We start from the raw sequence: 24,771 nt of genomic DNA, 5'->3' as shown, positions 1-24,771 counted from the left end.
AAGCTCAACAATAGTTTGCTGCATGGCTTGTTCTACAGCTTCATCACTGGTTACGTCACAAGAAATAAATAAATCTGCTTCGCTTTGATTCTCTGTCTGTTTATCCCAAATAACAACACGCATGCCTTGTTGCTGTAAATACTGAACACAGGCCTTACCCATGCCTGAAGCACCACCTGTAACTAATGCAATGTGATGTGTAAAATTCACTATAACTCTCCTTATAAACCTATAAAAATTCCTTACTCAATTCTTTAAACTCAGGGGTGCCAGCTTTTTTTAGCCATTCAAAAAATACCATTTCAGAAGTAACCAAATGAACACCTTCTTGTTTCATGCGTTTTAAACCGTATTTCAAATTTTGATCCCCTCGGCTACTCACAGCATCAACAACGACAAATACATCAAAACCTTGTTCTGTCATTTCCAACGCAGTTTGCAAGACGCAAACGTGGGCTTCAATTCCAATCAAGACTAATTGCTTTTTATGAAACTCTTTTAAACGGTGAACATAATTTTCATCGCTCATACACGAAAAATGTACTTTAGCAATACATTCTTCCTGCTTGAAATAAACACGCAATTGATCCAGAGTTGAACCAAGTCCTTTGGGATACTGTTCACTCACAAGAATGGGAACACTTATTTTTCGGGCTAGTTTTAACATCCATTCGCAACGAGCAATAAATTCTTTATTGTTCAATATTGCAGATATTAGTTTTTCTTGTACATCAATCAATAATAAAATTGAATCGTCTCTATTAAGTAACATCCTTATTCTCCTTAAAGAAATAGGCGACACTATCGCAGAAGCAATAACCTAAACTCCTGCAATATCAATAGTCTTCATTGCTACATCCATTTGCTTGCTACCACGCTGAACAGATAAAGTAATCTTCTCACCTATCTTGATTTCAGTAAGTAAATTATATAAAGCATCATAATTATCAACAGAATGACCATTAAGTGCTACGATAACATCTCCTAATACAACACGTCCCCAATTATCACGATAAGTGCCTTTTAAATGTAATTTTGAGGCTGGGGTATTTGGTAACACATCAGCAATCAAAATCCCCTTGTGCACTCCTAATCGTTGAGCAATATTAGGTGCAATGCTTTGAATACCAATACCTGATAATACCACACGTCCATGTTGAATAATTTGCGATACAATACGCTGAATATCATCAGCAGGAACAGCAAAACCAACGCCTGCAGAAGAGCCAGAACGGGAATAAATCATTGTATTTAAACCAATTAATTGTCCGGCGCTATTTAATAAAGGACCACCTGAATTCCCGGGATTAATTGGTGTATCCGTTTGAATCATGTTACGAATTGTCACGCCGCCAATTCCTGGAACTTGTCTGCCTAAGGCAGAAATAACGCCTTTCGATAAACTGTGATCTAAACCAAAAGGATTACCAATTGCAATTGCTTTTTGACCTACCATCAAATCATTAAGATGTACTACTTCAAAAGGTTTAAATGTTTTTAAGAACGATAATGCATGTTTTGAATCAATTTGTAAAACAGCAATGTCTTTTCGTGGTTCCGCTCCGATTACTTTTGCTGGCACAGTCATATTACCCAGACTAATTGCTAACTTATCGGCATCTTTAATGACATGGTAATTGGTCACTACGTGTCCTTTATCATCCCAAATAATTCCAGATCCGGCCCCATCAGGCACTTGCATTTTTTTGAATGAATAATGATTAGTAATGGTTGCTAATCGATGAACATATACCACCTTAGGTGATGCTTTTTGAAATACCTCTACTGTATTCTGCTCATCCTGAAGAAGTGTATTTACATTTATGCTATATCCTGGAAAAGCCAAAATAGAACATAAAATAAACCATAAACTACGTTGTTTCATTATTGTAACTCCACATCAATTTATTATGAATCATGCTGCATCCTCCTAAATGCAGCATGATTGTAATATACATCAGCAAAAATGTCATCAATTGTCTTAAAAGATTAATTTTAAATCAATAATCTTAACTTTTAATAATAATTAAGAAACACAGGAAATAGAGGATTGGTTGTTATATGCTCCATCCTCATCCTGTTCCTTATTGATTGGATTAGGCTTAGAGCAAAAAGCAGGTTCATCAACCGCAGCTTGATTGATATCTTGCTCTACATGATCTATATCTACTCTGGCTTCCCGCTCTATCCTTGTTTGCACAAATGAAATATTAGGTAGAGGTATAGGAGAACTAATCCCAGCAAAAAATTGTATTAAGAATTGAAATGGTGTCATCACAATATCTTTAAATGATAAAGTACCCGCTTTAATTGTCTCAACGGCAACACTCTCAGTATCCGCAATATGACGCAAATAAATTTTTTCTAATAAAGCAGAATGTTGTTTGTATATCCAATCCAAACTCGCATTACGAGCCATTTCTTGTGCCAAAAAATAACGCTCAAAATCACTTTGAGAATTCCATAAAGTGGACCTTCTTTTTTGAAAAATTTTTATCTCGCTGTCATAAAACTCCATTTTCACATCAATTTCCGCTCTTAATTTATCACAAATTGCTTTACGCTCTTCAGAAACCCCTCCGCTACTAATAATCGCCCCTGATTCCTGTATAGTAATTCGGCCATAACGCTCTACTAGTTCCATTTTTTTATGCAATAGTTCTTCTATTTGTGTATCTGCGTTTTTAATTGCATCTTTGTTAACTCCAAGCATTTGATAATGTATCTCAAAGCGTTTCGTGCTTTGCATTTGTATACGTATTTTCTCCAGCTCAGCAGCTTCCTGAGACATTGCCCTGCTTTGAGCCTCATCATTTAATTTTTTATCACGACTAAGCAATAATTGCCTCACAAATGTAGAGATAACCATTAACGATCCAAATACTGCTGAACAAATTAACGCAATAATCAACGGATTCATGGTTCGCTCCTTAATGGTATAAATGAATCAATTGAGTATGTATCTCAACAGAAAAATACTCTTTAAATGCTGCAAATGAATCGATTGCAGGCCATTGATCCGATTGATGCGTAATGCGACTCATCGCAGTTGAAAATATGGGGTAATAAAAGTGTTTTATAAAAGGTTTAATTTGCGTTAAATTAGCAAAATTCTTAACCATAACCGTAGCGTTTTCTTCTAAATTAGATAATTCTACTCGATCAATAACATCCATTAGATCATTCTCGCTCTCTACCATGGACTTGATCCAGTTAAGCAAAGCCATACGTGGTTTAAAGAGTAATAATTGACGCCCCTCTTCGATGGAAGGCTCCATAAGAATAATATGATTATGCAATTTCACTTTAAAACAACAGAGAAAATCAAGAAAATTAGTTTCTATTACGGAACGAGCTTTATCCCCTAACCAACGACAAATTTCATGACGAAACATGATTGAGAAATATTTTTCTAATTCATCAAGAGTGGCCTCGTCTGAATTTTTTTTAGGTAACGTATAAGCTGTGTTGTCAATTTGTAATAAACGAAGATCAGGTAATTTAATCCCTGGTAATTGTGATGCCAGGAATGATAGAAACACAGCTGTGGGTTTTAATACCACAATTTCATACGTTTGGCGCATCCTACTCTCCTTGATTTGAATAATCCAATCTTAAATATTCGACTAAATAACACAAAAAGATCTCTACCTTCTATTCCTATAAAAAATTCCTTTACGGGTAGGAGTTTTTTTGCGGGTATTTGAGGCTACTTCCAATTCACCAGGGTCTAATAAAACGATAGACCATAGAGGCATACTTCGCGAATAATTATAAAATTAATGATCAATTATCTATTTTGCAACTAGATAAGCCGATAACCCTGAATAATCCTTTACTAAAGGCAATTAATCATTGTCCCCCCGTAGTCCCCTCTCTACTCAATTTAATATTGAATTTAGACTATGAACACCAAATCCGTATTACAACAAATTACTTATCACATCCCACATTAAAGAGTCAAAAACGGTTATGTTTCAGACGAAGGTTTCTTGGTTGTCTAGTTCATTAGTATGAGAATGCAAATCTACGTTAATATCTTCGTAAGGTGATAAAAGAGAATAAGAGAATAAATGAGCACTGCTTATATAAAAATCTTAGCGAACAAAGTAAGCAGTTCAAATTTTTTCTTCATCATGAGCATGTATTAATCATATAAAAATTAAGGTACTATTTTCCCTAATTTAAACAAGTACCTATTAAAATGCAGAACTTATCCGAACAATTTAGCAAACCTTTGCTCCACTGGTTTACCATTAAGGGACGCCAAAATTTACCTTGGCAATTACCACGTAGCCCCTATCGAGTTTGGATTTCAGAAATTATGCTACAACAAACACAAGTACAAACCGTTATTCCCTATTTTGAACGCTTTATACAACGTTTTCCCAACATTCAGGATTTAGCGCAAGCTAGTGACGATGAAATACTTTCTTTGTGGTCAGGACTAGGTTATTACAGTCGCGCCAGAAATCTGCATCATACAGCTAAAATAATTACCACAAAGTATCAAGGTAACTTCCCGAAAGATCTTAAATCAGTCAATGAATTACCAGGAATAGGCCCATCTACTGCAGCAGCCATTTTGTCACAAGCCTTTAATCAACCTACTGCAATTTTAGATGGAAATGTTAAAAGAGTATTAACTCGTTTTTTTAGAATTCAAGGTCATCCTGAACAAGCTAAAGTGAAAAAAAAATTATGGGAACTGGCTAATGCGTGTATGCCACAAGCGCAGTGTGCTGACTATACACAGGCCATTATGGATCTCGGAGCCATCTGTTGCACCACCAGAAATTTTGATTGTCCTAATTGCCCCTTACAGAATAATTGTCTGGCATTTAAGCATCAAGAACAACATCTGTACCCAACTAAAAAAATAAAAAAGCCAGTGCCGGTACAACAACAACAGTTTTTAGTTTTATGTAATAATCACGGTCACATTTATTTGGAAAAAAGGCCGCCGGCTGGATTATGGGGCGGTTTATGGTGTTTACCTGCTTTAGATGAAGGAGCATGTCCTCTTGATTTTATACGGGAAAAATACGATTTGATTGGTGAAAATCCCCAACAGCTTATTGCGTTCAAGCACCGTTTTAGCCATTTTCTTTTGGAAATTAATTCCTTTATTATAAAAACTCAGGTTCTAGGAAATAAATTAGGGGAAGCAAAAGGACAATGGTTTGCTAAGAATAAATTATGTTCGCTCGGATTAGCTAAACCTACAAGTAAGATCTTATCTTTATTGTAATCGTTCACCCCTGTGCATAGGGAATACCCATCATGTTCGTCATTTAGTGTTCATATTACCATCTAAAATTTGAACTGCTACTTTTGCATCAGGTTGCCCTAAATTCGCAGCGGCCTTAATCCAAAACCAGGCTTTTTTACGATCTTCAACAACTCCCTTACCATAATAATACATATAACCCACAGCATATTGAGCATCACGCTGCCCTCTTTCAGCCGCGGGCTTCAAACGAACGAAAGCTGTACGGTAATCCTCAACCCGAAAACTATTGACGCCTTCACGGAAATTAACAGCACGCGACATGCAAGCAGCTAATAAAGGGATAAAAATTACAACAATTAATAACTTAAATAAATGCTTCATAAAAAATTTATTCCTCTCTTAACGGCTCTGCAACAGGTATAAAGGTTAATACATCTTGAGGTAAACTTAAACTCTCTAAAGCACCTTGTCGTTCTACAAGTACACCAGTAGCCATAATCCGTTTAATCAGCGCATCTCCTGGTATCGTATCACCTAGCCCGTAAGTTTTTTCTTCGGCATTCGCATAACGAATTATCACTTGTGAGTCATCTATGTTACCTGAAAATAATATTCCTACTAGAGTAACATTTAACAAAGATTGTTTAACACTACGCACATTTAAATCATTAGAAACATATACACCAAATAAAGATGAGGTTAAAATAGCATTGAAAGAATCCTGTTTTGTACTCACAGGTATATTTTTTTCCGGTATCGTTGTAACAGGAACGGATGAATGGCGCAAAGAAAAAAATTCACCAATAATTAATCCTAAAAAAAGAACAATTAAAACAAAACCAATCCATTTAGCATATTTATCTGACAATAAATAATGAATATCCAATTTCATGTTTAAAATACCTTTGATTAGTTTTTTAAATTAGTCCTATTCTCTCTGAATTTAGCATAAATTGATACCTTGCCTATACTTAGAACCCCGACTAGAATATCTGTAACTTCTAAGTGGCAATACCAAGATATGTAAGTTTAACGGCTTGTCCGCAGATTCTAGATGATACTTTGTCCCATGTTATTAAGAAGTTACGAATACCCCATATAACCTCTGGCAACTGAACAAAAAATTTAATCTCAGCACATAAATTGAAGTTAAAAATATAAGGAATTTATCTTAATGAAAAAAAATCACTTTGATACTCGTGCCATTCATGCAGGTCAAACACCTTGCCCAAGTACCGGTGCCGTAATGACCCCTATTTATGCCACCTCAACGTATCAACAAAGTGCCCCAGGTGAGCATTTAGGCTATGAATATTCTCGTACCCACAACCCTACTCGCGCTGCCTATGAAGCATGCATCGCTGATTTAGAGTCAGGACAACGTGGTTTTGCTTTTGCTTCAGGTATGGCTGCAATCAACACAGTGATTGATTTGCTCAATGCAGGGGATCATGTACTCGCTATGGATGATCTTTATGGTGGTACATTCAGATTATTTGATAAAGTCAAAACTCGTTCATCCAATTTATCTTTTTCTTTTATTGATATGAGCAATCCGAGCATCATTGAAGCAGCAATTACTCCTAAAACACGTTTACTATGGGTAGAAACACCTTCAAACCCCATGTTAAAATTGGTTAATTTACAGAAAATAGCAGCAATAGCAAAACGTCATAACCTCATTAGTGTGGTCGACAATACGTTTGCTACTCCCTGGATTCAACGCCCTATAGAATCAGGATTTGATATTGTTCTGCATTCAGCAACAAAATATTTAAATGGACACTCAGATGTAATCAGTGGTGTCGTTGTTGTTGGTGATAATACTGATTTAGCGGACCAAATTGCTTTTTTGCATAATTCATGCGGAGGTATTGCCAGTCCTTTTGATAGTTTTCTCGTACTGCGAAGTTTAAAAACGCTTCCATTACGTATGGAACAACATTGCGAAAATGCGTACTATTTGGCAAATTGGCTTAGTAGTCATCCGAAAATTAAAAAAGTCATTTATCCTGGCCTTGCCAATCATCCACAATATCAATTAGCCAAAGAACAAATGCATGGATTTGGCGGCATGATTTCTATGGTCATCAATGGTGATTTAGAAGATGCAAAACGGTTTTTATCTCATTGTCACTTATTTACCTTGGCTGAAAGCCTAGGTGGTGTAGAAAGTTTAATTGAACATCCAGGCATCATGACCCATGCCTCGATACCACCTGCTCAACGTAAAGCGCTAGGAATTGAAGATGGCTTCATTCGACTTTCTGTAGGTATTGAACATGTAGATGATTTACAGGCGGATTTACAACAGGCCCTTACGGCATAATTTAAATAGGAATACATATGAACTCATTAAAAACGATTATCGAGGAAGCTTTTGAACAACGCCAAACTTTATCTATAAATACTGCGACACCCGAATTATTTGCAGCTGTTAATGAAGTACTTTCTTGCCTTGACAGTGGTCAATATCGTGTCGCAGAAAAAATACATGATGAATGGGTAGTGCACCAATGGATCAAAAAAGCAGTTCTTTTATCTTTTAAGCTATTTCCTAATCAAATAGTCGACGCTGGATTTTGTCAATTTTATGATAAAGTTCCTCTAAAATATCAAAATTATACTGAAGAACAACTCCAAAAATCAGGGGTGAGAATAGTACCCCATGCCATAGTACGGAAAGGTTCTTATATTGCTAAGAACAGTATTTTAATGCCGTCTTATGTGAATATAGGTGCCTATATTGATGAAGGAGTTATGGTTGATACCTGGGCCACGGTAGGCTCTTGTGCACAAATAGGTAAAAATGTTCACCTCTCTGGTGGCGTTGGGATTGGCGGAGTTTTGGAGCCCTTGCAGGCTAATCCAACAATCATTGAAGATAATTGTTTTATTGGCGCACGTTCTGAAGTAGTTGAAGGGGTAATTGTCGAGAGTAACTCGGTGCTTTCCATGGGTGTGTATCTGGGACAAAGTACCAAAATATACAATCGTCTTACTGGGGAAATCAGCTATGGCCGCATTCCAGCCGGCTCTGTTGTGGTTGCCGGAAACTTACCTAGCGAGGATAAAAGTCACAGTATGTATTGTGCCATTATTATTAAACAAGTAGATGAAAAAACTCGGGCTAAAGTAAGTATTAATGAACTACTGAGAGCTAATTAACATGGACGAATTAAAACAATTACTCTTTGAACTCATACGTTTTCCATCCATTACTCCTAAGGATGCAGGTTGTCAGGAGTTCATGATTCAATTTTTGCAAGATATAGGGTTTAGTTGTCAACGAATGAATCAAGGAGTTGTCTCTAATTTCTTTGCCATCTATGGTGAAACTGGTCCTTTGCTGGTTTTTGCTGGCCATACTGATGTTGTGCCAGTGGGTGATGTTACAAAATGGCTGACTGATCCATTCATTATGAAGGAAGAAGATGACTTGCTTTATGGCCGAGGAACGGCTGATATGAAAGGAAGCCTTGCATGCATGATGCTCATGGCAAAACGTTTCACCCAAAGCTATCCCGATTTTCCAGGACGATTGGGTTTACTTATTACGAGTGGTGAAGAAGGCGATGATTATGATTTAGGCACACCTTATGTAATGGAGCAAATTAAAAATCAAGGGATTCATATTGATTATTGCGTAGTTGGTGAGCCATCCAGTACAACTCAGGTTGGTGATGTAATTAAAATTGGTAGGCGTGGTTCTTTAAGTGCAAAAATCAAACTACAGGGAAAACAAGGACATGTAGCTTATCCACATTTAGCAGAAAATCCCATTCATAAAATTAGTCCGGTATTAGCTAAAATAACGTCTACAATTTGGGATGAAGGCAATGCTTATTTTCCAGCAACCTCAATGCAGATCACTTATATTAATTCTGGCGGAACTGCAAGTAATATTATTCCCGGCGATTTGCTAATGCATTTGAATTTCAGATACTCAACTCAACTCACACACCATTTATTGAAAGAAAAAGTTATTGCTACTTTTAATGAATTTAATCTCTATCCAAGCATTGAATGGCATTTAAGTGGCGAACCTTTCTTAACAGCCAAGGGATTTTTATTAGAAAGTTCACAACAAGCCATTATTGAGAATTTAAGCATTTCCCCCGAACTATCTACCAGTGGAGGAACATCTGATGCTCGTTTTATTGCTCCTTACGGGGTTGAGGTCATTGAGTTAGGACCCATTAATGCAACCATACATCAAGCCAATGAATGCGTTTCCCTGGCCAGTCTGCATCAATTAGAGTCACTCTATTTTTCAATTTGTCAAAAGCTATTACTTAACAACAAGTCGATCTATAATCTTAAAAGGTAATTGAATTAGTACTAATTCAATTACCTTAATTTACCAATCAGAAAAACAATTTTATAGGGAGATAATTATGAGCGGTTGCAAATTAAGTCCTGTTGGTTTAGGTCTGGCATTTGGAGTACTTTGGGGGATAAGCATATTATTCTTGGGGTTAGTTGCTACTTATTATGCTTATGGACATGAATTTGTTGCATCCATGGGAAATTTATATCCGGGCTATACTCCCTCAATCAAAGGTAGTTTGTTAGGTGGGATTATAGCATTTATTGATGCATTTATTATGGGCTTTTTGATTGGCTGGTTATACAATAAATTTAGTCACTGTTATTGCCCCTGTTGTTATAAAGACACTAAAGAAGTAAAAAAGACCACAAAAAAATAAGTTTTTCTGATTGAGCTGCAAAGCTCAATCTACTTACTTACGAAAAGCTCGTATACGATTTTATGTGTACGTCGGAATAGTTTTTGCTAGCTATTACCAAAATCGGGTAATGTTCAACTACCGAAGCTCGATATACTGGAGTATTCGAACCTCGGAACAGAGAAAATTAACCGATTTAACCACAAATAGCTAGATAAATGGGCCCTAACTTACAACACGCCAGGAACCATCAGGTTGACGACATGCGCTACCACGAATGATTTGGGTCCGGCCATCGATCCAAGCCTTAGTAGTGTATTCACGACAAGGTAGGCGTTCACGATAATAAGTTCTGGTTGGTTGAACAGTATAACGATACCCAGTATCTGGATTTGACCAAACGACGGCCCTACCTGTAGGTGCAGTTTCTAAGGCACGTTGCATTTCCATCCGGTCTACTTTGTCCATATTTTTGCCAATTTGGCCACCTAAAAAGGCACCCACCAGTGCACCGCCAGCTGCCGCTACAACTTTTCCAGAACCACCACCAAACTGACTTCCCAGCAAACCACCAATAACACCACCTGAAATGGTACCTACACCTTCATTATTCATGTTAGCACAACCTACCAACAACAAAGATAAAGATAATGATGTAACAGTTAACTTTTTCATGATTATCACCAGATTGAAAAATTTTAAAAACAGGTCATTTTAACACCACATGAGTTTAGTATCTATACCCTAAATGGAAGAGCTAATTGTGACGCACTCGCTCTGAAATCTGACACAACAGCTCATATCCGCTAGTTCCAGCAGCATGTGCTATACGCTCCACTAAAATATGAGGTCCCCAAAGTTCCACAGAAGCTCCTTGCTTTATGTCAGTATGATCCGTTAAATCAACAGCCAACATATCCATTGACACGCGGCCCACAATCATTACTTCTCTATCCTGGATCCAAACAGGTGTATTCTTTGCAATATGGCGTGGATAACCATCACCGTATCCCACCGCAACAATACCAATTCGTGAAGGTTTATTGCTGCTCCAGGTACCACTATAACCTACCTGTACCCCAGGAGGATTATCATGAACCGCACTAATGGCTGATACAAAACGCATTACCGGCAATAATCCCAAATCTATAGCCGTCTGATTAGCAAAAGGAGAAACCCCATAAAGCATAATACCTGGTCTTATCACATCTGCATGAGTTTGTGGAAATGATATAATCGCTGCTGAATTGGCGATACTGCGCTGACTAAAACCCGTCACTGAAATTTTGTCAAAAATGGAAATTTGCTGAAAATTCTCGATGCGTTCCGGTTCATCTGCACAAGCTAAATGTGTCATCAAACCAATATCTTTATCGATCCAAGGGCAATTTTGCAATGCATTCATTACCTCCTGCAATTCATCAGGTTTGAACCCTAAACGGTGCATCCCTGTATCTACTTTTATCCATAATTTAATAGGCGTATCTAAAGGGGTACTTAAAAGCCACTGTATTTGATGACGTTGATGAAGGACACAGCCTAATTGATATAGAGCAACCAGTTTAAATTCTTCCGGACTGAATACCCCCTGAAAAAGAATACAATAAGTCCGGCTCCCCATTTTACGAATAACCATAGCCTCTTCAATACACGCCACGCCAAATGCATCAACTTTTCCTTCTAAAATTGGCACTACTGTATGCAAACCACAGCCATAGGCATTTGCTTTGACCATAGTAATTATTTTCTTTCCAGGCGCAAATTGCCTTATTCGCGCAAGATTATGTAACAAAGCAGTAGGTTCAATGACTAATCTGGTGGGTCTTGACACTATTTTACCCCTTGATAACCATTAAAAGCTAAATCTTCGAAACGAGTATATTTACCAATAAAGGCCACCCTGACTTTGCCAATCGGGCCATTTCTTTGCTTGGCAATAATAATCTCTGCCGTACCTTTATCAGGACTCTCTTCATTATAAACTTCATCTCGATAAATGAAACAAATTAAGTCCGCATCCTGTTCAATCGCACCCGATTCCCTTAAATCAGACATCACTGGTCGTTTATCTGCACGTTGTTCCAAACTACGATTTAACTGCGATAAAGCAACTACAGGCACTTGCAACTCCTTGGCAAGTGACTTAAGACTACGTGAAATTTCTGAAATTTCAGCAGTTCGATTTTCAGCATTAAATCCCGGTACTTTCATCAATTGCAAATAGTCCACCACAATAAGACCTAGAGAACCGTGTTCTTTTGCCAAGCGACGAGCGCGAGCCCGCATTTCTGAAGGACTTAATGCTGGAGTATCATCAATAAATAAAGAGGCTTCAGACAACATGTGTACCGCAGAGGTCACACGAGGCCAATCATCATCATCTAACTTACCCGTTCTAATCCTGTGTTGATCAATACGTCCCAAAGAAGACATCATTCTCATTGCTAAGGAATCAGCTGGCATTTCCATAGAAAAGACAAGCACCGGTTTTCCTGATTTAATTGCTGCGTGTTCTGCCATATTCATTACCAAAGTGGTTTTACCCATAGAAGGACGACCAGCAACGATAACCAAATCCGAAGCCTGCAAACCTGAAGTCATTTCATCTAAATCAGATAGTCCTGTCGCAAGACCTGTAAGTGCTTCGCTGTTATGGTATAGTGCATCAATTTTTTCTACAGTACGCACTAAAATTGATTTAATATTCTCGGGACCACCATCTCCCCCAGTTTGTTCGCCTATTGCAAAAACCTTGGTTTCAGCTATATCTAACAATTCCGGCACCTCTCGACCAGCCGGATTATATGCTGAATCCGCAATTTCAGTAGCTACCGAAATAAGCTGTCTTTGTACTGATTTCTCTCTGACTATGTTCGCATAAGCATTTACGTTAGCAACGCTGGGTGTATTATTAGCTAATTCAAATAAATAGGCTTCACCGCCTGCATCGTCTAATTCATTATGAGACTTTAAAGTATCCAGTAAGGTAACCACGTCAAAAGGCTGATCTTTTTTTGATAAAGCAGCAATTGCTCTATATAAGATGCGATGTTCTGTACGATAAAAATCAGCTTCACATAACTTGGTACTAATTTTGTCCCAAACCTGATTGTCAAGCATTAAGCCACCAATAATAGATTGTTCTGCCTCGACAGAATGGGGAGGTCGCTTTAATGGATCGACAGTTTTTTGAGAATTTTTCAACTCGAGCATAGTTTAGATACACAATGACAGTTTGAAACGAAAACTATTGTAATAGTCTTTTAGGACATTGTCATCCTGAACAGCAGGAAAGTAACAATAATAATACCTCTCCTATTGACAGGAGAGGATGAAAAAAGATTATCTAACCCAGATTTGAGTACGGCCTAATAGAGACACACCCAAATACCCTCTAACATGTAATTTATTCCCTTCCAGAGTTGCTTTTACTTTATAAATTTTACCTGATTTAGGATCAAGAATAGAACCACCACCCCATTCTTTATCTCCTTCACTTTTCAAACCCCATAAAATGCGCAAACCTTCAATTTTTTTATCTTTAAACGCACCTGGGCATTTATCGCACATTCCACTATCGCCAGGTTGTGGGTAAATTTTATCAATTACTCCGCTTAAAGTACCATCCGATTCACTAATAGTTATAACTGCTCTTTTTTCCCCAGTTTTGTCATCAATTGTTGTCCAGTTACCTAATGGAGACTCCGATGCTGCAATTGTACCTGATATCCAAAACACGGCTAAAACTAAAGCACAAATTGTTTTCCCTAAATTCATAATTTTCTCCATGAATAAAATCAACTTATAGCTTATGCTAGGATTAAAAACTATGCTAGTTTTTAATTAAAAAATTTCTTGATAAAATTTATCATTCTTTTCTATCCATATTGTTTGGTTAAACAAAATTATCAAGTCTATAAAAAGTATTGCTCATCAAAAACTCATTTAAAATACTGACATGCGATAACCCCAGATATAAATAATACCCAGAAATAACATGCACTCAAAAACAGAACACATTATTAAAAATAAACACGATTTAAATAGAGAGAAACTCTCTTTAGCAGGCATCTATTTGCTAGTTTGCAAATCTATTCAGAGGGATTTAAAACCCACTTGTTTTTGCATACAATTAATACTTGATATCAGACTGCCTTATGAAGATATATTTGTTTGTTCTTGAATGCTTCTTGAGTGAACAAGGATTTCTCACCAGCCTTTATTTATCTTAATGGCATAAAGAATTTCTCAAGATCCTCTTCGCTCAAACTTATCGCCTTAGCAGGATGTGCAGATAAAATTCCATCCATTAGCTGTTGTTTTCGTTTCTGCATACTTAAAATCGCTTCCTCAACCGTACCTGAAGTAATTAATTTATAAACAAATACAGGATTTTCCTGTCCAATTCGATGCATTCTATCCGTAGCCTGAGCTTCCACTGCAGGATTCCACCAAGGATCATAATGAATTACCGTATCAGCACGAGTTAAATTTAATCCAGTCCCCCCAGCCTTCATGCTAATTAAAAAGACAGGTATCTTCCCTTCCTGAAATTTCTCTACCATAGACTGTCTGTTTTGCGTTTGTCCGGTTAGTTTTAAATACTCATAACGTCGTGCTTGTAACTCACTTTCTATTAATTTCAACATAGATGTAAATTGTGAAAATACTAATACTCGCCTACCCTCTTCTACTAAATTATCTAAAAGATCCATCAAAGTCTCAAGTTTAGCAGAGGTTCCATGGGCAATTGTTGCTTCTGGTAACGATAATAAACGTGGATCACAACAAATCTGCCGCAACTTCAATAAGGCATCCAAAATAATAATATGGCTTTTACCGAGGCCTTTCTTACCAATGGCATAACGAATTTTTTTCTCCATACTCATGCGAATGGCTTCATAAAGGTCGCGTTGTACTCCAACAATTTCCACAGTCCTGGTCATTTCCGTTTTAGGTGGCAATTCACTGGCAACCTGATTTTTTGTTCTTCTTAAAATAAAAGGCTTAATTCGGTTTGCCAGTACTTCACGGCGAGTCAAATCTGCATATTTTTCAATAGGTGTTCTAAACCAAAGTCTGAATTGTTTTGCATCACCCAACAAACCAGGCATTAAAAAATGAAATAAAGACCACAATTCACCTAAATGATTTTCCAACGGTGTACCAGTCAAACACAAACGATGAACTGCGTGCAATTGCTGAATGATCTGTGTTGTTTTGGTGCGCGAATTTTTAATAAATTGAGCTTCATCTAAAATAAGATAGTAAAACGGGTAACTAACAAATTTCTTTTTATCGCGATGAATTAATCCATACGTCGAAATTACTAAATCATAATCATCAAAATTATCCTGATGGCGTTCGCTTCCATGATAAACCAAAACAGTTAATTCAGGGGTAAAACGTCTGGCCTCTGCCTGCCAATTTCCCACCAGACTAGTGGGAGCCACGATTAATGTTGCTGTTTTTAAACGCCCTTGTTCTTTTTCAAATTGTAAATGTGCCAACGTTTGAACCGTTTTTCCCAAGCCCATATCATCAGCTAAAATACCACTAAACCGGATGGCACGCAGAAATTGTAACCAATTTAAGCCATAACGTTGATAGTCTCTTAATTGCGCCTTTAAACCCTGGGGAACCTCTACTTCAGGAATATCCATTGCTTTAACCAAGCGTTTTAATTTATCTCTTAATGTTTCAACGCCCTGCCATCGTGACTTTGTGGCCTCGAGAGCTAACTCTGCTTCCTGCATTAATATAAGTTGGTATTTATTAATTTGTAGATTTTGGTTTTCATCGATATGGCGTAAACCAAATTGCAACAGTAAACGAACAAGTGGCTTAATCCGTCCCATTTCCAATCGCAAAGCACGTCCATCATCTAAGAGGAATTGCACTAATTGCTCATCAGAAAGATTATCCAGATCATCATTACGATACCGATGAATCAAGTCAGCAATCAAAGGCACAATGCTAACCGGTTTGCCTTCTACTAAAATCCCTAATTGGTATGAAAAGAAATCCGTCGTCACCTCTTGCAGATCAGAATACCATTCCACTTCATCTGCTTTGACTGCTTTCTGATATAAAGAACTGGCAAACTCTACCTGCCAATTTTGATTTTTTAATTGAGGTATTATCTGATTATAAAGGAACTCCAAATCCGCTGATTGATTGATATTCTCCAAAATGAAATCAGCATTTTTAGGGACATCCCATTGGGTCTTTTCCGAAATTTTAATCGCTCTTAATTGCGCTATCTGCAGTACTTCATCTAATTTTTCTCTTTCAAATTCATGATCACGTTGGTATTGGATTAACACATCATTCTGCTGAGAAACTACCGTGTCACCTTCTTCAGTACTGGCAATTACTATACCGGAATAATCAAAAAAAATTTTTGCAGTAAATAAAGTGTGAAATTCTTCTTCATAAAGCCAGGATAGCTGATCTCTATGCTCACTAATTGCGTCGAGAATCAGTACCGGTATAGGAGTAACCTGGCGTAACTCCTGTGTATCAAAAACTTGTGGCACAGGGAACTTTGGGCACGTTGTGGTCATTTTTTTTGCTAATAACGCCGCTTGATCAATCGGTATTGCTGGCGCCTCCAACAAATATCCTAATTGTTTGATTGGATAAGGTGTTTGTAAAAAACCCATCATTCCCTTAACATAATCAAAATACCAACTGTCATCCAACAATAAAGGCGTAATTACCTTATCGTCATTCATTAATAATAAATTTTGACTGCCATTAGGTGATAAGATCCATCGGCAAATGCCAACTAATGGTTCTCCCATTTGAATTGCATTTACCTGGTCCTTGATAAAAAAAGCTCTTTTCGTAGCAATAATTCGTGCTAATAATTCACTATTTCGAATAGTTAAAGAATCAAACCAACTAGAAACATTACACTTAAATAATAATTGCGCCACCAAATCATTATCATCAGCAATAAAATGTTGTTTCTTAGAGTCAGAAAGTGTATTAAAGATAATCATTTTTCCATAGCCACCGCGTTTTAATAACTTGGCTAAGGCTAATTTAATCACTACCTTATGGCTATGGCCGATCATTTTAATCTCTATAAGATATATCAAATGATAGGTGGATTCGTGGGTCTTAACCACTGCAGCTTCTTGAACACGCAGATTTTTTAACCAAGTATCCAAGCGTTTATCTAATTTATGCGCCGGATGTGAGATAGTGTTTACTTGTTCACGATCACGCAAAGCAAATAAACATGCCACAGCATGTTTGCAATTCGATTGAAATGTGCAAGTACAATTAGCACGTTTTTTGGGCCAGGCCTTCAAATCCATATGTACATCATAAATTTGACTGGAACCACCTTTAACTCGACCTTTTAACAGCCCATCACTAAAACGAATGTTAAGCACATGACCATTTTCAAAGTATTCTTGCCCACGTAATAATACTTTCGCCTCAAAAACTTCCGGCATTTTAGATAGTGCTTCGTTTAACATAATGTTGAATTACCTGAGAAAAAGGGTTTATTTTATTCAATTTTGCATCTAATTAACAATTATATCTTCCAATTTTAAGAACTTTGTAATAATTTAAGGCACTTTTCCTTTAGGATGACTAAACATCATGCAAAATAAGCTTAGAATTCTTATGGCACAAACCAACCCAACTGTTGGTGCTTTGACAGCCAACTGCAATCAAATCATTGAAATTATAAAAAGCAAACAAGAAGATCATGATGTTATTATTTTTCCTGAATTAGCATTAATTGGTTACCCACCAGAAGATTTACTCTTTCGCAAAGAATTTCAACAAGCGGTTAGAGACAATTTAAAACAAATCGAAGCAGTAACGAAAGACTGTCATGTATTAATCGGTCATTCAAGTGTAGACCAAGGTATTTGTTACAACAGTGTCAGCATTCTCTATCAAGGAAAAATAATTAGTGAATACCATAAACAGAATTTACCTAATTACGAAATTTTCGATGAGGCACGTTATTTTACCCCCGGTCCCAAAAATCCATGTATTCTGCAAATTAACAATTACAAAATAGGGATTTGCATCTGCGAAGATGCCTGGCAACCAGGTCCCGTGGATGATTTAATTGACCATGGAGCTACTGTAATACTTAGCTTGAATGCTTCTCCCTTTGATAAACATAAATATCAAAAACGAGAAGAATTATTAAAAACTTATGCCCAACGTGGGGTAACTATTATTTATGTCAATCAGATTGGCGGCCAGGATGAGTTGTTATTCGATGGACAATCATTAGCAATGGATCACGATGGTATTATTTGTGCGCGAGCACCTGCTTTTAAAGAAGATTTATGCACCGTTAAATTAGAAGGAAAACGAGTCGTAGGACCCCTTGCTCCTCTGCTTAGCAAAGAGGCTTTACTTTATGAAGCGTTAATTTGTGGAACAAAGGATTATGTTACTAAAAATCATTTCCCTGGTGTTTTAGTTGGACTTTCGGGAGGCATTGACTCCGCATTAACTTTGGCAATCGCAGTAGATGCTTTAGGAGCAAAAAGAGTTCATGCAGTACTAATGCCTTCACGGTATACTACTGATATTAGTTATGAAGATGCCATCAAAGAATTAAAACAACTGGGTGTATCGCATTCTGTTTTGTCTATTGAACCTGCATTTAATACGTTAATAGCAATGGTTGAGCCCTTATTTCATGATCTACCTACGGATACTACAGAAGAAAATATTCAAGCCAGGATACGGGGTTTATTGCTCATGGCAATGTCTAATAAAAGTGGTAAAATGGTACTGAATACCTCAAATAAAAGTGAATCTGCTGTAGGTTATGCTACTTTATACGGAGACATGTGTGGTGGATTTTCTGCATTAAAAGATGTACTTAAAACCGAAGTTTACGAACTAGCACGCTACCGCAATACTCTATCAAACATCATTCCTGAGCGGGTAATAACCCGTGCACCTTCTGCTGAATTAAGGCCTAATCAAACCGATCAAGATAGTCTGCCTGAATATGCAGTCTTAGATGCGATCATTGTCGCTTACATGGAAAAGAACCTAAGTCCTGATGAGCTAATCAAGCAAGGTTTCAAGCCTGAAGAGGTCACCCAAGTAATTCAGTTGATCAAACAAAATGAATACAAGCGACACCAAGCTCCTCCAGGTATTAAAATCAGTTCTATGGCTTTTGGTAAAGATTGGCGCTACCCCATAACAAATGGATTTAACTAAAAATTTATAATGAGGAGTAACCCTCAAGTTACTCCATTGTAGAAAATAATTGTACGTCATCATTTTCCAGCTTCTCTTTTTGATGATCCATTTGTCTTTTCTTTTGCAATAAAGAAGGTAATTTTGCTAAACTTGCGGCCTAGTTTCTATTAATGACGCAGGAGAAGATTGTGCTGATTGCTCCGAGTATGTTTTTTTAAATCGATGAGCTATTAAACTATTGAGTACATTTACTTCAGTTGGGCTGAGTGCTTGAGATGTATTTACATTTCTCAGATGAAGTTTTAATTGTTCCAAATGCGCTCCTTCAACGGAGTCATCAGTGATAAGATGCACAACTTTTTCGACAAAATCATTAGAAATCACTAATAAAGGTTTCAAAATAGAAAATTTATCATTGTATTAATATTTTTAAATAAATAGATAATTATTTGTTTAAATTGAATATTAATAAGGATAAAAGTATATCGATAACCACCTTGATGAATTAATTTCGAGGTAACTTTTCGGTATAGTTGTGATCGAAAAATTTAGTAATTTACAGCACAGTTAGCGAGTTTGATAACTGTGCTACTAAAGGATGTTCTAGAGGTTTAGGTCAAGTGCATGCTTATATTGTGCTCATTTTCCACGCAATCCCCAGCTGCATTACAAAAACTGGCAATCGGTCTGGTAAACAAACAAGCCGTAGAAAGAAGAATATTGGCAAATTGTGCAAGCATTGAGGAAGCAATACAAATCACATTTTTAATGACGTCCTCCAGCTCATCGTTGGTCCTCTTATCAATTAATTCTTCTGATCTTTGTTGATTCATAGTCCATAAATAAACTGCCTTTAATAAAGTTGCAGTAACATTGATAATACGAATTAACGCATCCAAAGTAAATGCTGCATTTAATACAAAATAATCCAACAGTGGAGTAGCTATGAAGGCTAGAAAATCTGACTCTTTCTCTTTGGTTTTTTGAATAGGTGTAAACAGACTTTTGTAGCGATGCATTGTTGATTCAAAAGGTTTTTTAGGTAGTAAGGGTTTAATTAAGACAGTCATATGCTATTTCTCCTGTTATAGTGAATGGTCGTGGCAAGAATATCATACTTAAGAAAACATTAAGATATACCTCTATAGAAATAGGTGATTTTTTAGGTCAATAGCAATTAAAGTACCTAAAACTGCTAAAACGTGACCAAAAAGGAACCCTATCTAATTTAAATAGAAGTCATGTGGAACTACAGCAACAATGTGAGCTGAAGAAAATAATTCCATTGCAAATGAAGACAGATAATTTTGTCTCATGAAAAAACTTAGTGAAGAGCTTTTACATCAGAATAAAGTATTTGCACACGAAAGACTTGCAAATTTAAAGTAAAACGATAACATGACTTGATAAAAAAATAATAATAAAGGGACATCATGAAATTTGCACTTTTTTCTACTGCTTTATTAGCTTCTGGTATTGCTTCTGCTTCAGTAGCAATCGATGGATGGTATCTCAGCGCTTTTGGTGGTTATTCCTATTTATCTTCAAATGTTAATACCCATTACTTTGGAGCATTCCACTCTGATGTACGATATCACAATGGTTATAACGCGGGCGGACGAATAGGCTTCCAAAGTAATCCTATTCGTTACGAATTCGAATACACTTACATCAATGCAACGCCTAAGCGTTATCGCATAAATCATATATCACAATTAGGTGTTTCTGGTCGTGCTACAGCTAATGTTGTTATGGCAAATCTTTATTATGATTTTCCTGATATGCTCAATGCGATTTCACCTTTTTTAGGTGTTGGTATCGGCTATGCATTCATAAAAACCACATTAAACAGTACTGGTCCCTATGGAATAACACTCTTTGACGTAAGCGGAAATGCATTTGCTTATCAAGGAACTGCAGGATTGACTTATAATTTCTCAGAAAGCTATGCAATTAATGCAAGTTATCGCTATACAACAACCACAAATAGTAACCGTTTCGGTAGATCATTACAGGCACAAATGGGTAATGTAGGGGTTATTTATCGTTTTGACGGCTGCAATTATATATAACACGTATGGCTTGAAGTATTGGTTCAGGAAGAGATCTTGACTCTTGGAGGAAGGTTAGGGTGGCAGATACCCGACCTTTTTTTAATTATAATTTAACAGGCTTTTTAATGTAATGAGTCGCTTGAGGTTCTTGCCATAAAGTAACAAATAGAACCATCACTACAGGCCCTAAAAACAGCCCCAGTAGTCCTAAAGTTTCAACACCACCAAGAATGCCAAACAGCACAGCTAAAAAGGGTAGTTCAATAGCACCGCCAATAAGCACAGGTTTGATAAAGTGATCGGCAATAAACATGACTAAGGTCCCCCATATCAAAACAATAATCGCGCCAACCATACCACCCACAGAAAATAAAATCATGGCCACTGTAACAAAAACTATGGGAACAACGAAAGGAATCATTGCAGCAAGAGCAGTAATAAATCCAGCAAGGGTAGGCGCAGGAAAACCCACTAATCCATAACATACCCCCATCAGAACACCAACGCCAAGTCCTACAACAATTGTTCCATTCACTGTGGCACTAAGCGCTTTAGGTAATCGGTCCGCATAGCGAAACCACCTTTGTCCAAGACAATATTCCCCTACTTGATAAACCTGGGTTAATAATTTATCACCGTCACGGTAAAAAAAGAATAAACTTAATAAAGTAAAGCCTACTTGCACGCTGCGACGTGCCAAGTTAGTTCCTATTTGTTTTACATAATAGCTAGTAGGTGTTAATGAGATATGCACATTAGACAAAAAGTCTCTAATTTTCCCTGGCTTACCAAAGTTATCATCCCAATAAGATACTAAATCACTCCCAATGAATGGAAAATTTCTTAAAAATGCAGGCGCTTCCCCACCTTGCTGATTTATTTCTTGTAAAAAATTAATAAATAATTGTATTTCTTTAACAAGAATTCTAACTAACCCACTTAAAGGCAACAAAAATAATAAACCAATTAGTAAAGTGAATAGAAAAGCAGATATATTTTCTTGAGTACCAAACAGACGACGCCATCTTTTATATAAAGGATAGGTAGCAATAACGATAATAGAAGCCCAAACTATCGATGGAATAAAACGATGAATAATAAACAAAGTAAAACATATAATTCCTACCGTTAATGCGATACTCATTAGTTCTTTATGATTCTCATTCATCGTATAAAGCTCCATGCTAAAAGTTGCATTATTACCCAGGCAGGAACTGCCGCCACTACATCATCAAGCATAATTCCAAAACCCCCATGCACTTTTCGGTCTATATAACCTATTGGTTGAGGCTTCCAAATGTCAAAAATTCGAAATAATATAAAACCGCAGAGCATCCAAAATAGTCCTTTGGGTGCCAAAAACATAGTCAATAAATAGCCAACGACTTCATCCCAGACAATTCCTTTATAATCATGAACACCCATTTCTTTACTGACTTTATCACAAACCCATACGCCTAAAATAAAAGCCATCATAGTTAAAAAAAGATAGATAATCCAATGACAGTTCATTAACAACAAATAAACTGGAAAAGCAGCTAAAGTTCCCCAAGTACCTGGTGCTGTAGGCATTAATCCACTACCAAAGCCAAAGGCAACAAAATAAACCGGATCTTGCCAAACACGTTGCGTTAAATTTATTTGTTTCATAATTATTCTCATAGCTGGTACATATTAAGTTAAAAATGCGAATAACCCTGCGGAATTAGTGCTTCACACTGATTATCGGCTGTTTTAATTCTTAATCCGGGTATTGCCTCAATTATCCCAACGGGATAGCACATCAATCCAGCTTTTTTCAATGCATTTATCAATAAATCAAGTTGATGCTCTGGAATAGTAAAGCATAACTCATAATCATCGCCCCCTGTAAGAGCTAAGTCAACTGCATCATTATGATAATATTTGTTAAGTAAGGGGTGAATGGGAATTGCTTCTTTATTTAGACAAGCACCCACACCACTAGCAACACAGATATGATTAAGATCCGCACTTAATCCATCAGATATATCAATCGCAGCAGTTGCATACGTGCGCAAAAAACTACTTAAATCAATACGAGGTTTAGGGTAAAGTAATTTATCCATTAATTCGTTTTTATCTGCTGAAGAAATACGGTCTACATCAAAAAATTTGACTGCTAAAGCAGCAGCACCCAACATCCCAGAAACTAGAATAACATCGCCCGGCATCGCACCGCTGCGACGAAGCTCTTGACCACAAGGTGTTTGACCAAACACTGTCAGCGTAATTGATAATGGGCCACGCGTGGTATCACCACCAATTAAAGCAATATTAAATTGTTGCAGAGAATCTTTTAAACCTCGTGCAAATGCCTCAAGCCAATCACTATTCATTTCTGGCAAGGTTAATGCTAAAGTTGCCCAACAAGGTTGAGCAGCCATCGCTGCTAAATCACTGACATTGACCATAACAGATCGGTAGGCAATATTATAAGCGTCCCATTCAGCAAGAAAATGCACGTTTGCAACCAGTGTATCTGTGCTCACCAATAAATTCATGCTTTGGGGAATATGCAAGCAAGCTGCATCATCGCCTATGCCCAACAAAACATCCTTGCGCTTTAAACACAAAGGTTTAAAAAACTGTTCTATCAGTGAGAACTCATCCATTGCCAAGACTGATTTCTACGGAACGAACCTGTTGTGCCAGGTTATTTAACACCCCATTGACATAACGATACCCATCTTGGGAACCAAACTCTTTAGTTAGAGATATAGCTTCATCAAGAACCACTTTATAAGGAATTTCCGGACTATGAACGAGTTCAAAAGAACCTATACGTAACACCGTTAATTCAATTGGATTTAATCCCCGGACTTCTCTATCTAAAAAGGGAGCAAATTTTCCTTCCAATTCATTAACATGCTCTGGAACACCATGTAATAAACGACAAAAATAGACGACATCCACTTTATCCATATTGTTTATAATTCTAAATTGCGCCTCTATTTCAAGCAGCTCACTACCTGACATTAACCATTGATAAAGTGCCTGCAGGGCTAGTTTTCGGGCTTTTCTTTTACCATTTATTGACTGCTTTTCCACTATAACCTCATGAACTCTTTGTGTATAGAAAACGGGGGATTTTTCAAAATTTAATATCAAGGTTTATCTCTAATCTTTTTTCATCTGATCAATTGTTTGTCTGAAATCACTCACGTCCTGAAATCGCTTGTACACTGAAGCAAAACGTACATAGGCGACATGATCCAGACTAAACAATGCCTGCATTACTAATTCTCCAACAAGACGAGAATCGATTTCACGCTCCCCACGACGACGGATTTTCTGAGTAATCGTGATAATTGATTCTTCTAATGCATCAATGCTAACAGGTCTTTTTTCTAAAGCACGCAACATACCAGAACGTAAGTTATTAATATTAAATGACTCACGTGTGCCGTCACGTTTAATAATTGATGGCATGATTAATTCAGCTGTTTCAAATGTAGTAAAACGCTCATGACACTCAAGACACTCTCGTCTTCTACGTACTTGAGCACCATCAGCCATTAAACGTGAATCAACAACTTTAGTTTCTTCTTCATGACAAAATGGACAATACATG

Annotated in this window: 26 protein-coding genes; 7 read left to right on the top strand and 19 right to left on the bottom strand. The window is 37.0% G+C overall.

Annotated features, from left to right (window positions below; all coding sequences use genetic code 11):
- The 5 genes from WA877_RS09350 to WA877_RS09330 all read right to left on the bottom strand — a co-directional run.
- On the bottom strand, positions 1-210 hold a 210-nt coding region (locus WA877_RS09350), incomplete at its 3' end, for an SDR family NAD(P)-dependent oxidoreductase (RefSeq protein ID WP_425170650.1).
- Positions 211-229: 19 nt separating this feature from the next.
- On the bottom strand, positions 230-772 hold the full coding sequence (locus WA877_RS09345; RefSeq protein WP_425170649.1) for an isochorismatase family protein: 543 nt from the start codon (positions 770-772) through the stop codon (positions 230-232).
- Between the two features lie 48 nt (positions 773-820).
- Positions 821-1,885, bottom strand: coding sequence for a S1C family serine protease (locus tag WA877_RS09340; RefSeq protein ID WP_425170648.1), 1,065 nt, complete (start codon positions 1,883-1,885; stop codon positions 821-823).
- Between the two features lie 141 nt (positions 1,886-2,026).
- Positions 2,027-2,920 (bottom strand): hypothetical protein, encoded by an 894-nt coding sequence (locus WA877_RS09335; protein WP_425170647.1) that lies wholly within the window; start codon positions 2,918-2,920, stop codon positions 2,027-2,029.
- 10 nt (positions 2,921-2,930) lie between these two features.
- The gene (locus tag WA877_RS09330) at positions 2,931-3,584 is read right to left on the bottom strand and encodes a hypothetical protein (RefSeq protein WP_425170646.1); all 654 of its coding nucleotides are present in this window, start codon (positions 3,582-3,584) and stop codon (positions 2,931-2,933) included.
- Positions 3,585-4,198: 614 nt separating this feature from the next.
- Here WA877_RS09330 and mutY point away from each other — a divergent pair.
- Positions 4,199-5,251, top strand: a complete 1,053-nt coding sequence (mutY, locus tag WA877_RS09325) for an A/G-specific adenine glycosylase (protein WP_425170651.1) — start codon at positions 4,199-4,201, stop codon at positions 5,249-5,251.
- Positions 5,252-5,290: 39 nt separating this feature from the next.
- Here the strand turns inward: mutY and WA877_RS09320 are convergent, their stop codons facing one another.
- Together WA877_RS09320 and WA877_RS09315 are read right to left on the bottom strand one after the other, a co-directional pair.
- Complete coding sequence (locus WA877_RS09320) at positions 5,291-5,614, bottom strand: tetratricopeptide repeat protein (RefSeq protein WP_425170645.1); 324 nt, start codon at positions 5,612-5,614, stop codon at positions 5,291-5,293.
- Positions 5,615-5,621: 7 nt separating this feature from the next.
- A complete protein-coding gene (locus tag WA877_RS09315) occupies positions 5,622-6,125 on the bottom strand; it encodes a type II secretion system protein N (RefSeq protein WP_425170644.1) in 504 nt (167 codons plus the stop codon).
- Between the two features lie 282 nt (positions 6,126-6,407).
- On the opposite strand from WA877_RS09315, the gene WA877_RS09310 reads away from it, so the two are divergent.
- The 4 genes from WA877_RS09310 (at position 6,408) to WA877_RS09295 (ending at position 9,942) form a co-directional block, all read left to right on the top strand.
- Complete coding sequence (locus WA877_RS09310; protein ID WP_425170643.1) at positions 6,408-7,562, top strand: trans-sulfuration enzyme family protein; 1,155 nt, start codon at positions 6,408-6,410, stop codon at positions 7,560-7,562.
- Positions 7,563-7,579: 17 nt separating this feature from the next.
- Complete coding sequence (gene dapD / locus WA877_RS09305; protein ID WP_425170642.1) at positions 7,580-8,401, top strand: 2,3,4,5-tetrahydropyridine-2,6-dicarboxylate N-succinyltransferase; 822 nt, start codon at positions 7,580-7,582, stop codon at positions 8,399-8,401.
- 1 nt (position 8,402) lies between these two features.
- Positions 8,403-9,563 carry a succinyl-diaminopimelate desuccinylase gene (gene dapE, locus WA877_RS09300; protein ID WP_425170641.1) on the top strand — a complete coding sequence of 387 codons (1,161 nt, stop codon included), beginning with the start codon at positions 8,403-8,405 and terminating at the stop codon, positions 9,561-9,563.
- 67 nt (positions 9,564-9,630) lie between these two features.
- On the top strand, positions 9,631-9,942 hold the full coding sequence (locus tag WA877_RS09295; RefSeq protein ID WP_425170640.1) for a bacteriophage holin: 312 nt from the start codon (positions 9,631-9,633) through the stop codon (positions 9,940-9,942).
- A gap of 204 nt (positions 9,943-10,146) precedes the next feature.
- Here WA877_RS09295 and WA877_RS09290 read toward each other — a convergent pair whose 3' ends face one another.
- From WA877_RS09290 to WA877_RS09270, 5 genes are all read right to left on the bottom strand, one after another.
- Positions 10,147-10,596: an RT0821/Lpp0805 family surface protein gene (locus WA877_RS09290; RefSeq protein WP_425170639.1), complete on the bottom strand. Its 450-nt coding sequence runs from the start codon at positions 10,594-10,596 to the stop codon at positions 10,147-10,149.
- An 82-nt stretch (positions 10,597-10,678) separates the two neighbouring features.
- Complete coding sequence (gene alr / locus WA877_RS09285; RefSeq protein ID WP_425170638.1) at positions 10,679-11,752, bottom strand: alanine racemase; 1,074 nt, start codon at positions 11,750-11,752, stop codon at positions 10,679-10,681.
- A complete protein-coding gene (dnaB, locus tag WA877_RS09280) occupies positions 11,752-13,134 on the bottom strand; it encodes a replicative DNA helicase (RefSeq protein WP_425170637.1) in 1,383 nt (460 codons plus the stop codon). Before dnaB ends, alr begins: the two co-directional genes overlap by 1 nt.
- 129 nt (positions 13,135-13,263) lie before the next feature.
- The gene (locus WA877_RS09275) at positions 13,264-13,698 is read right to left on the bottom strand and encodes a DUF2147 domain-containing protein (RefSeq protein WP_425170636.1); all 435 of its coding nucleotides are present in this window, start codon (positions 13,696-13,698) and stop codon (positions 13,264-13,266) included.
- 446 nt (positions 13,699-14,144) lie between these two features.
- Positions 14,145-17,414, bottom strand: a complete 3,270-nt coding sequence (locus WA877_RS09270) for an SNF2-related protein (protein ID WP_425170635.1) — start codon at positions 17,412-17,414, stop codon at positions 14,145-14,147.
- 127 nt (positions 17,415-17,541) lie between these two features.
- Between WA877_RS09270 and WA877_RS09265 the strand changes: the two genes are divergently transcribed.
- Entirely contained in the window at positions 17,542-19,143 is a 1,602-nt protein-coding gene (locus WA877_RS09265; RefSeq protein WP_425170634.1) for an NAD+ synthase, read from the top strand.
- Between the two features lie 126 nt (positions 19,144-19,269).
- Here the strand turns inward: WA877_RS09265 and WA877_RS09260 are convergent, their stop codons facing one another.
- Entirely contained in the window at positions 19,270-19,524 is a 255-nt protein-coding gene (locus WA877_RS09260) for a hypothetical protein (RefSeq protein WP_425170633.1), read from the bottom strand.
- 212 nt (positions 19,525-19,736) lie between these two features.
- Complete coding sequence (locus tag WA877_RS09255; protein WP_425170632.1) at positions 19,737-20,195, bottom strand: hypothetical protein; 459 nt, start codon at positions 20,193-20,195, stop codon at positions 19,737-19,739.
- A 363-nt stretch (positions 20,196-20,558) separates the two neighbouring features.
- On the opposite strand from WA877_RS09255, the gene WA877_RS09250 reads away from it, so the two are divergent.
- Entirely contained in the window at positions 20,559-21,197 is a 639-nt protein-coding gene (locus WA877_RS09250) for an outer membrane protein (protein ID WP_425170631.1), read from the top strand.
- An 85-nt stretch (positions 21,198-21,282) separates the two neighbouring features.
- Here the strand turns inward: WA877_RS09250 and WA877_RS09245 are convergent, their stop codons facing one another.
- The 5 genes from WA877_RS09245 to nrdR form a co-directional block, all read right to left on the bottom strand.
- Positions 21,283-22,347: an AI-2E family transporter gene (locus tag WA877_RS09245; RefSeq protein ID WP_425170630.1), complete on the bottom strand. Its 1,065-nt coding sequence runs from the start codon at positions 22,345-22,347 to the stop codon at positions 21,283-21,285.
- Positions 22,344-22,829 carry a phosphatidylglycerophosphatase A family protein gene (locus WA877_RS09240; RefSeq protein WP_425170629.1) on the bottom strand — a complete coding sequence of 162 codons (486 nt, stop codon included), beginning with the start codon at positions 22,827-22,829 and terminating at the stop codon, positions 22,344-22,346. The genes WA877_RS09245 and WA877_RS09240 overlap by 4 nt, the downstream gene beginning before the upstream one ends.
- A 29-nt stretch (positions 22,830-22,858) precedes the next feature.
- Positions 22,859-23,812 carry a thiamine-phosphate kinase gene (thiL, locus tag WA877_RS09235; protein ID WP_425170628.1) on the bottom strand — a complete coding sequence of 318 codons (954 nt, stop codon included), beginning with the start codon at positions 23,810-23,812 and terminating at the stop codon, positions 22,859-22,861.
- Complete coding sequence (gene nusB, locus WA877_RS09230; protein WP_425170627.1) at positions 23,805-24,248, bottom strand: transcription antitermination factor NusB; 444 nt, start codon at positions 24,246-24,248, stop codon at positions 23,805-23,807. The genes thiL and nusB overlap by 8 nt, the downstream gene beginning before the upstream one ends.
- A gap of 69 nt (positions 24,249-24,317) precedes the next feature.
- A complete protein-coding gene (gene nrdR / locus WA877_RS09225) occupies positions 24,318-24,770 on the bottom strand; it encodes a transcriptional regulator NrdR (protein WP_425170626.1) in 453 nt (150 codons plus the stop codon).
- Between the last annotated feature and the right edge of the window lies 1 nt (position 24,771).

Origin of the sequence: Legionella sp. (assembly GCF_049790535.1) — a bacterium.
GTDB lineage: Bacteria > Pseudomonadota > Gammaproteobacteria > Legionellales > Legionellaceae > Legionella.
The sequence above is the reverse complement of the archived record's forward strand: the minus strand, read 5'-3'. Positions and strand labels throughout refer to the sequence as shown.

Excerpts from the sequence above, each read along its gene's own strand:
- WA877_RS09345 (WP_425170649.1), bottom strand. The coding sequence starts at position 772 with ATGTTACTTAATAGAGACGATTCAATTTTATTATTGATTGATGTACAA.
- WA877_RS09340 (WP_425170648.1), bottom strand. The coding sequence starts at position 1,885 with ATGAAACAACGTAGTTTATGGTTTATTTTATGTTCTATTTTGGCTTTT.
- WA877_RS09335 (WP_425170647.1), bottom strand. The coding sequence starts at position 2,920 with ATGAATCCGTTGATTATTGCGTTAATTTGTTCAGCAGTATTTGGATCG.
- WA877_RS09330 (WP_425170646.1), bottom strand. The coding sequence starts at position 3,584 with ATGCGCCAAACGTATGAAATTGTGGTATTAAAACCCACAGCTGTGTTT.
- WA877_RS09320 (WP_425170645.1), bottom strand. The coding sequence starts at position 5,614 with ATGAAGCATTTATTTAAGTTATTAATTGTTGTAATTTTTATCCCTTTA.
- WA877_RS09315 (WP_425170644.1), bottom strand. The coding sequence starts at position 6,125 with ATGAAATTGGATATTCATTATTTATTGTCAGATAAATATGCTAAATGG.
- WA877_RS09310 (WP_425170643.1), top strand. The coding sequence starts at position 6,408 with ATGAAAAAAAATCACTTTGATACTCGTGCCATTCATGCAGGTCAAACA.
- dapD (WP_425170642.1), top strand. The coding sequence starts at position 7,580 with ATGAACTCATTAAAAACGATTATCGAGGAAGCTTTTGAACAACGCCAA.
- dapE (WP_425170641.1), top strand. The coding sequence starts at position 8,403 with ATGGACGAATTAAAACAATTACTCTTTGAACTCATACGTTTTCCATCC.
- WA877_RS09295 (WP_425170640.1), top strand. The coding sequence starts at position 9,631 with ATGAGCGGTTGCAAATTAAGTCCTGTTGGTTTAGGTCTGGCATTTGGA.
- WA877_RS09290 (WP_425170639.1), bottom strand. The coding sequence starts at position 10,596 with ATGAAAAAGTTAACTGTTACATCATTATCTTTATCTTTGTTGTTGGTA.
- dnaB (WP_425170637.1), bottom strand. The coding sequence starts at position 13,134 with ATGCTCGAGTTGAAAAATTCTCAAAAAACTGTCGATCCATTAAAGCGA.
- WA877_RS09275 (WP_425170636.1), bottom strand. The coding sequence starts at position 13,698 with ATGAATTTAGGGAAAACAATTTGTGCTTTAGTTTTAGCCGTGTTTTGG.
- WA877_RS09270 (WP_425170635.1), bottom strand. The coding sequence starts at position 17,414 with ATGTTAAACGAAGCACTATCTAAAATGCCGGAAGTTTTTGAGGCGAAA.
- WA877_RS09265 (WP_425170634.1), top strand. The coding sequence starts at position 17,542 with ATGCAAAATAAGCTTAGAATTCTTATGGCACAAACCAACCCAACTGTT.
- WA877_RS09255 (WP_425170632.1), bottom strand. The coding sequence starts at position 20,195 with ATGACTGTCTTAATTAAACCCTTACTACCTAAAAAACCTTTTGAATCA.
- WA877_RS09250 (WP_425170631.1), top strand. The coding sequence starts at position 20,559 with ATGAAATTTGCACTTTTTTCTACTGCTTTATTAGCTTCTGGTATTGCT.
- WA877_RS09245 (WP_425170630.1), bottom strand. The coding sequence starts at position 22,347 with ATGAATGAGAATCATAAAGAACTAATGAGTATCGCATTAACGGTAGGA.
- WA877_RS09240 (WP_425170629.1), bottom strand. The coding sequence starts at position 22,829 with ATGAAACAAATAAATTTAACGCAACGTGTTTGGCAAGATCCGGTTTAT.
- thiL (WP_425170628.1), bottom strand. The coding sequence starts at position 23,812 with ATGGATGAGTTCTCACTGATAGAACAGTTTTTTAAACCTTTGTGTTTA.
- nrdR (WP_425170626.1), bottom strand. The coding sequence starts at position 24,770 with ATGTATTGTCCATTTTGTCATGAAGAAGAAACTAAAGTTGTTGATTCA.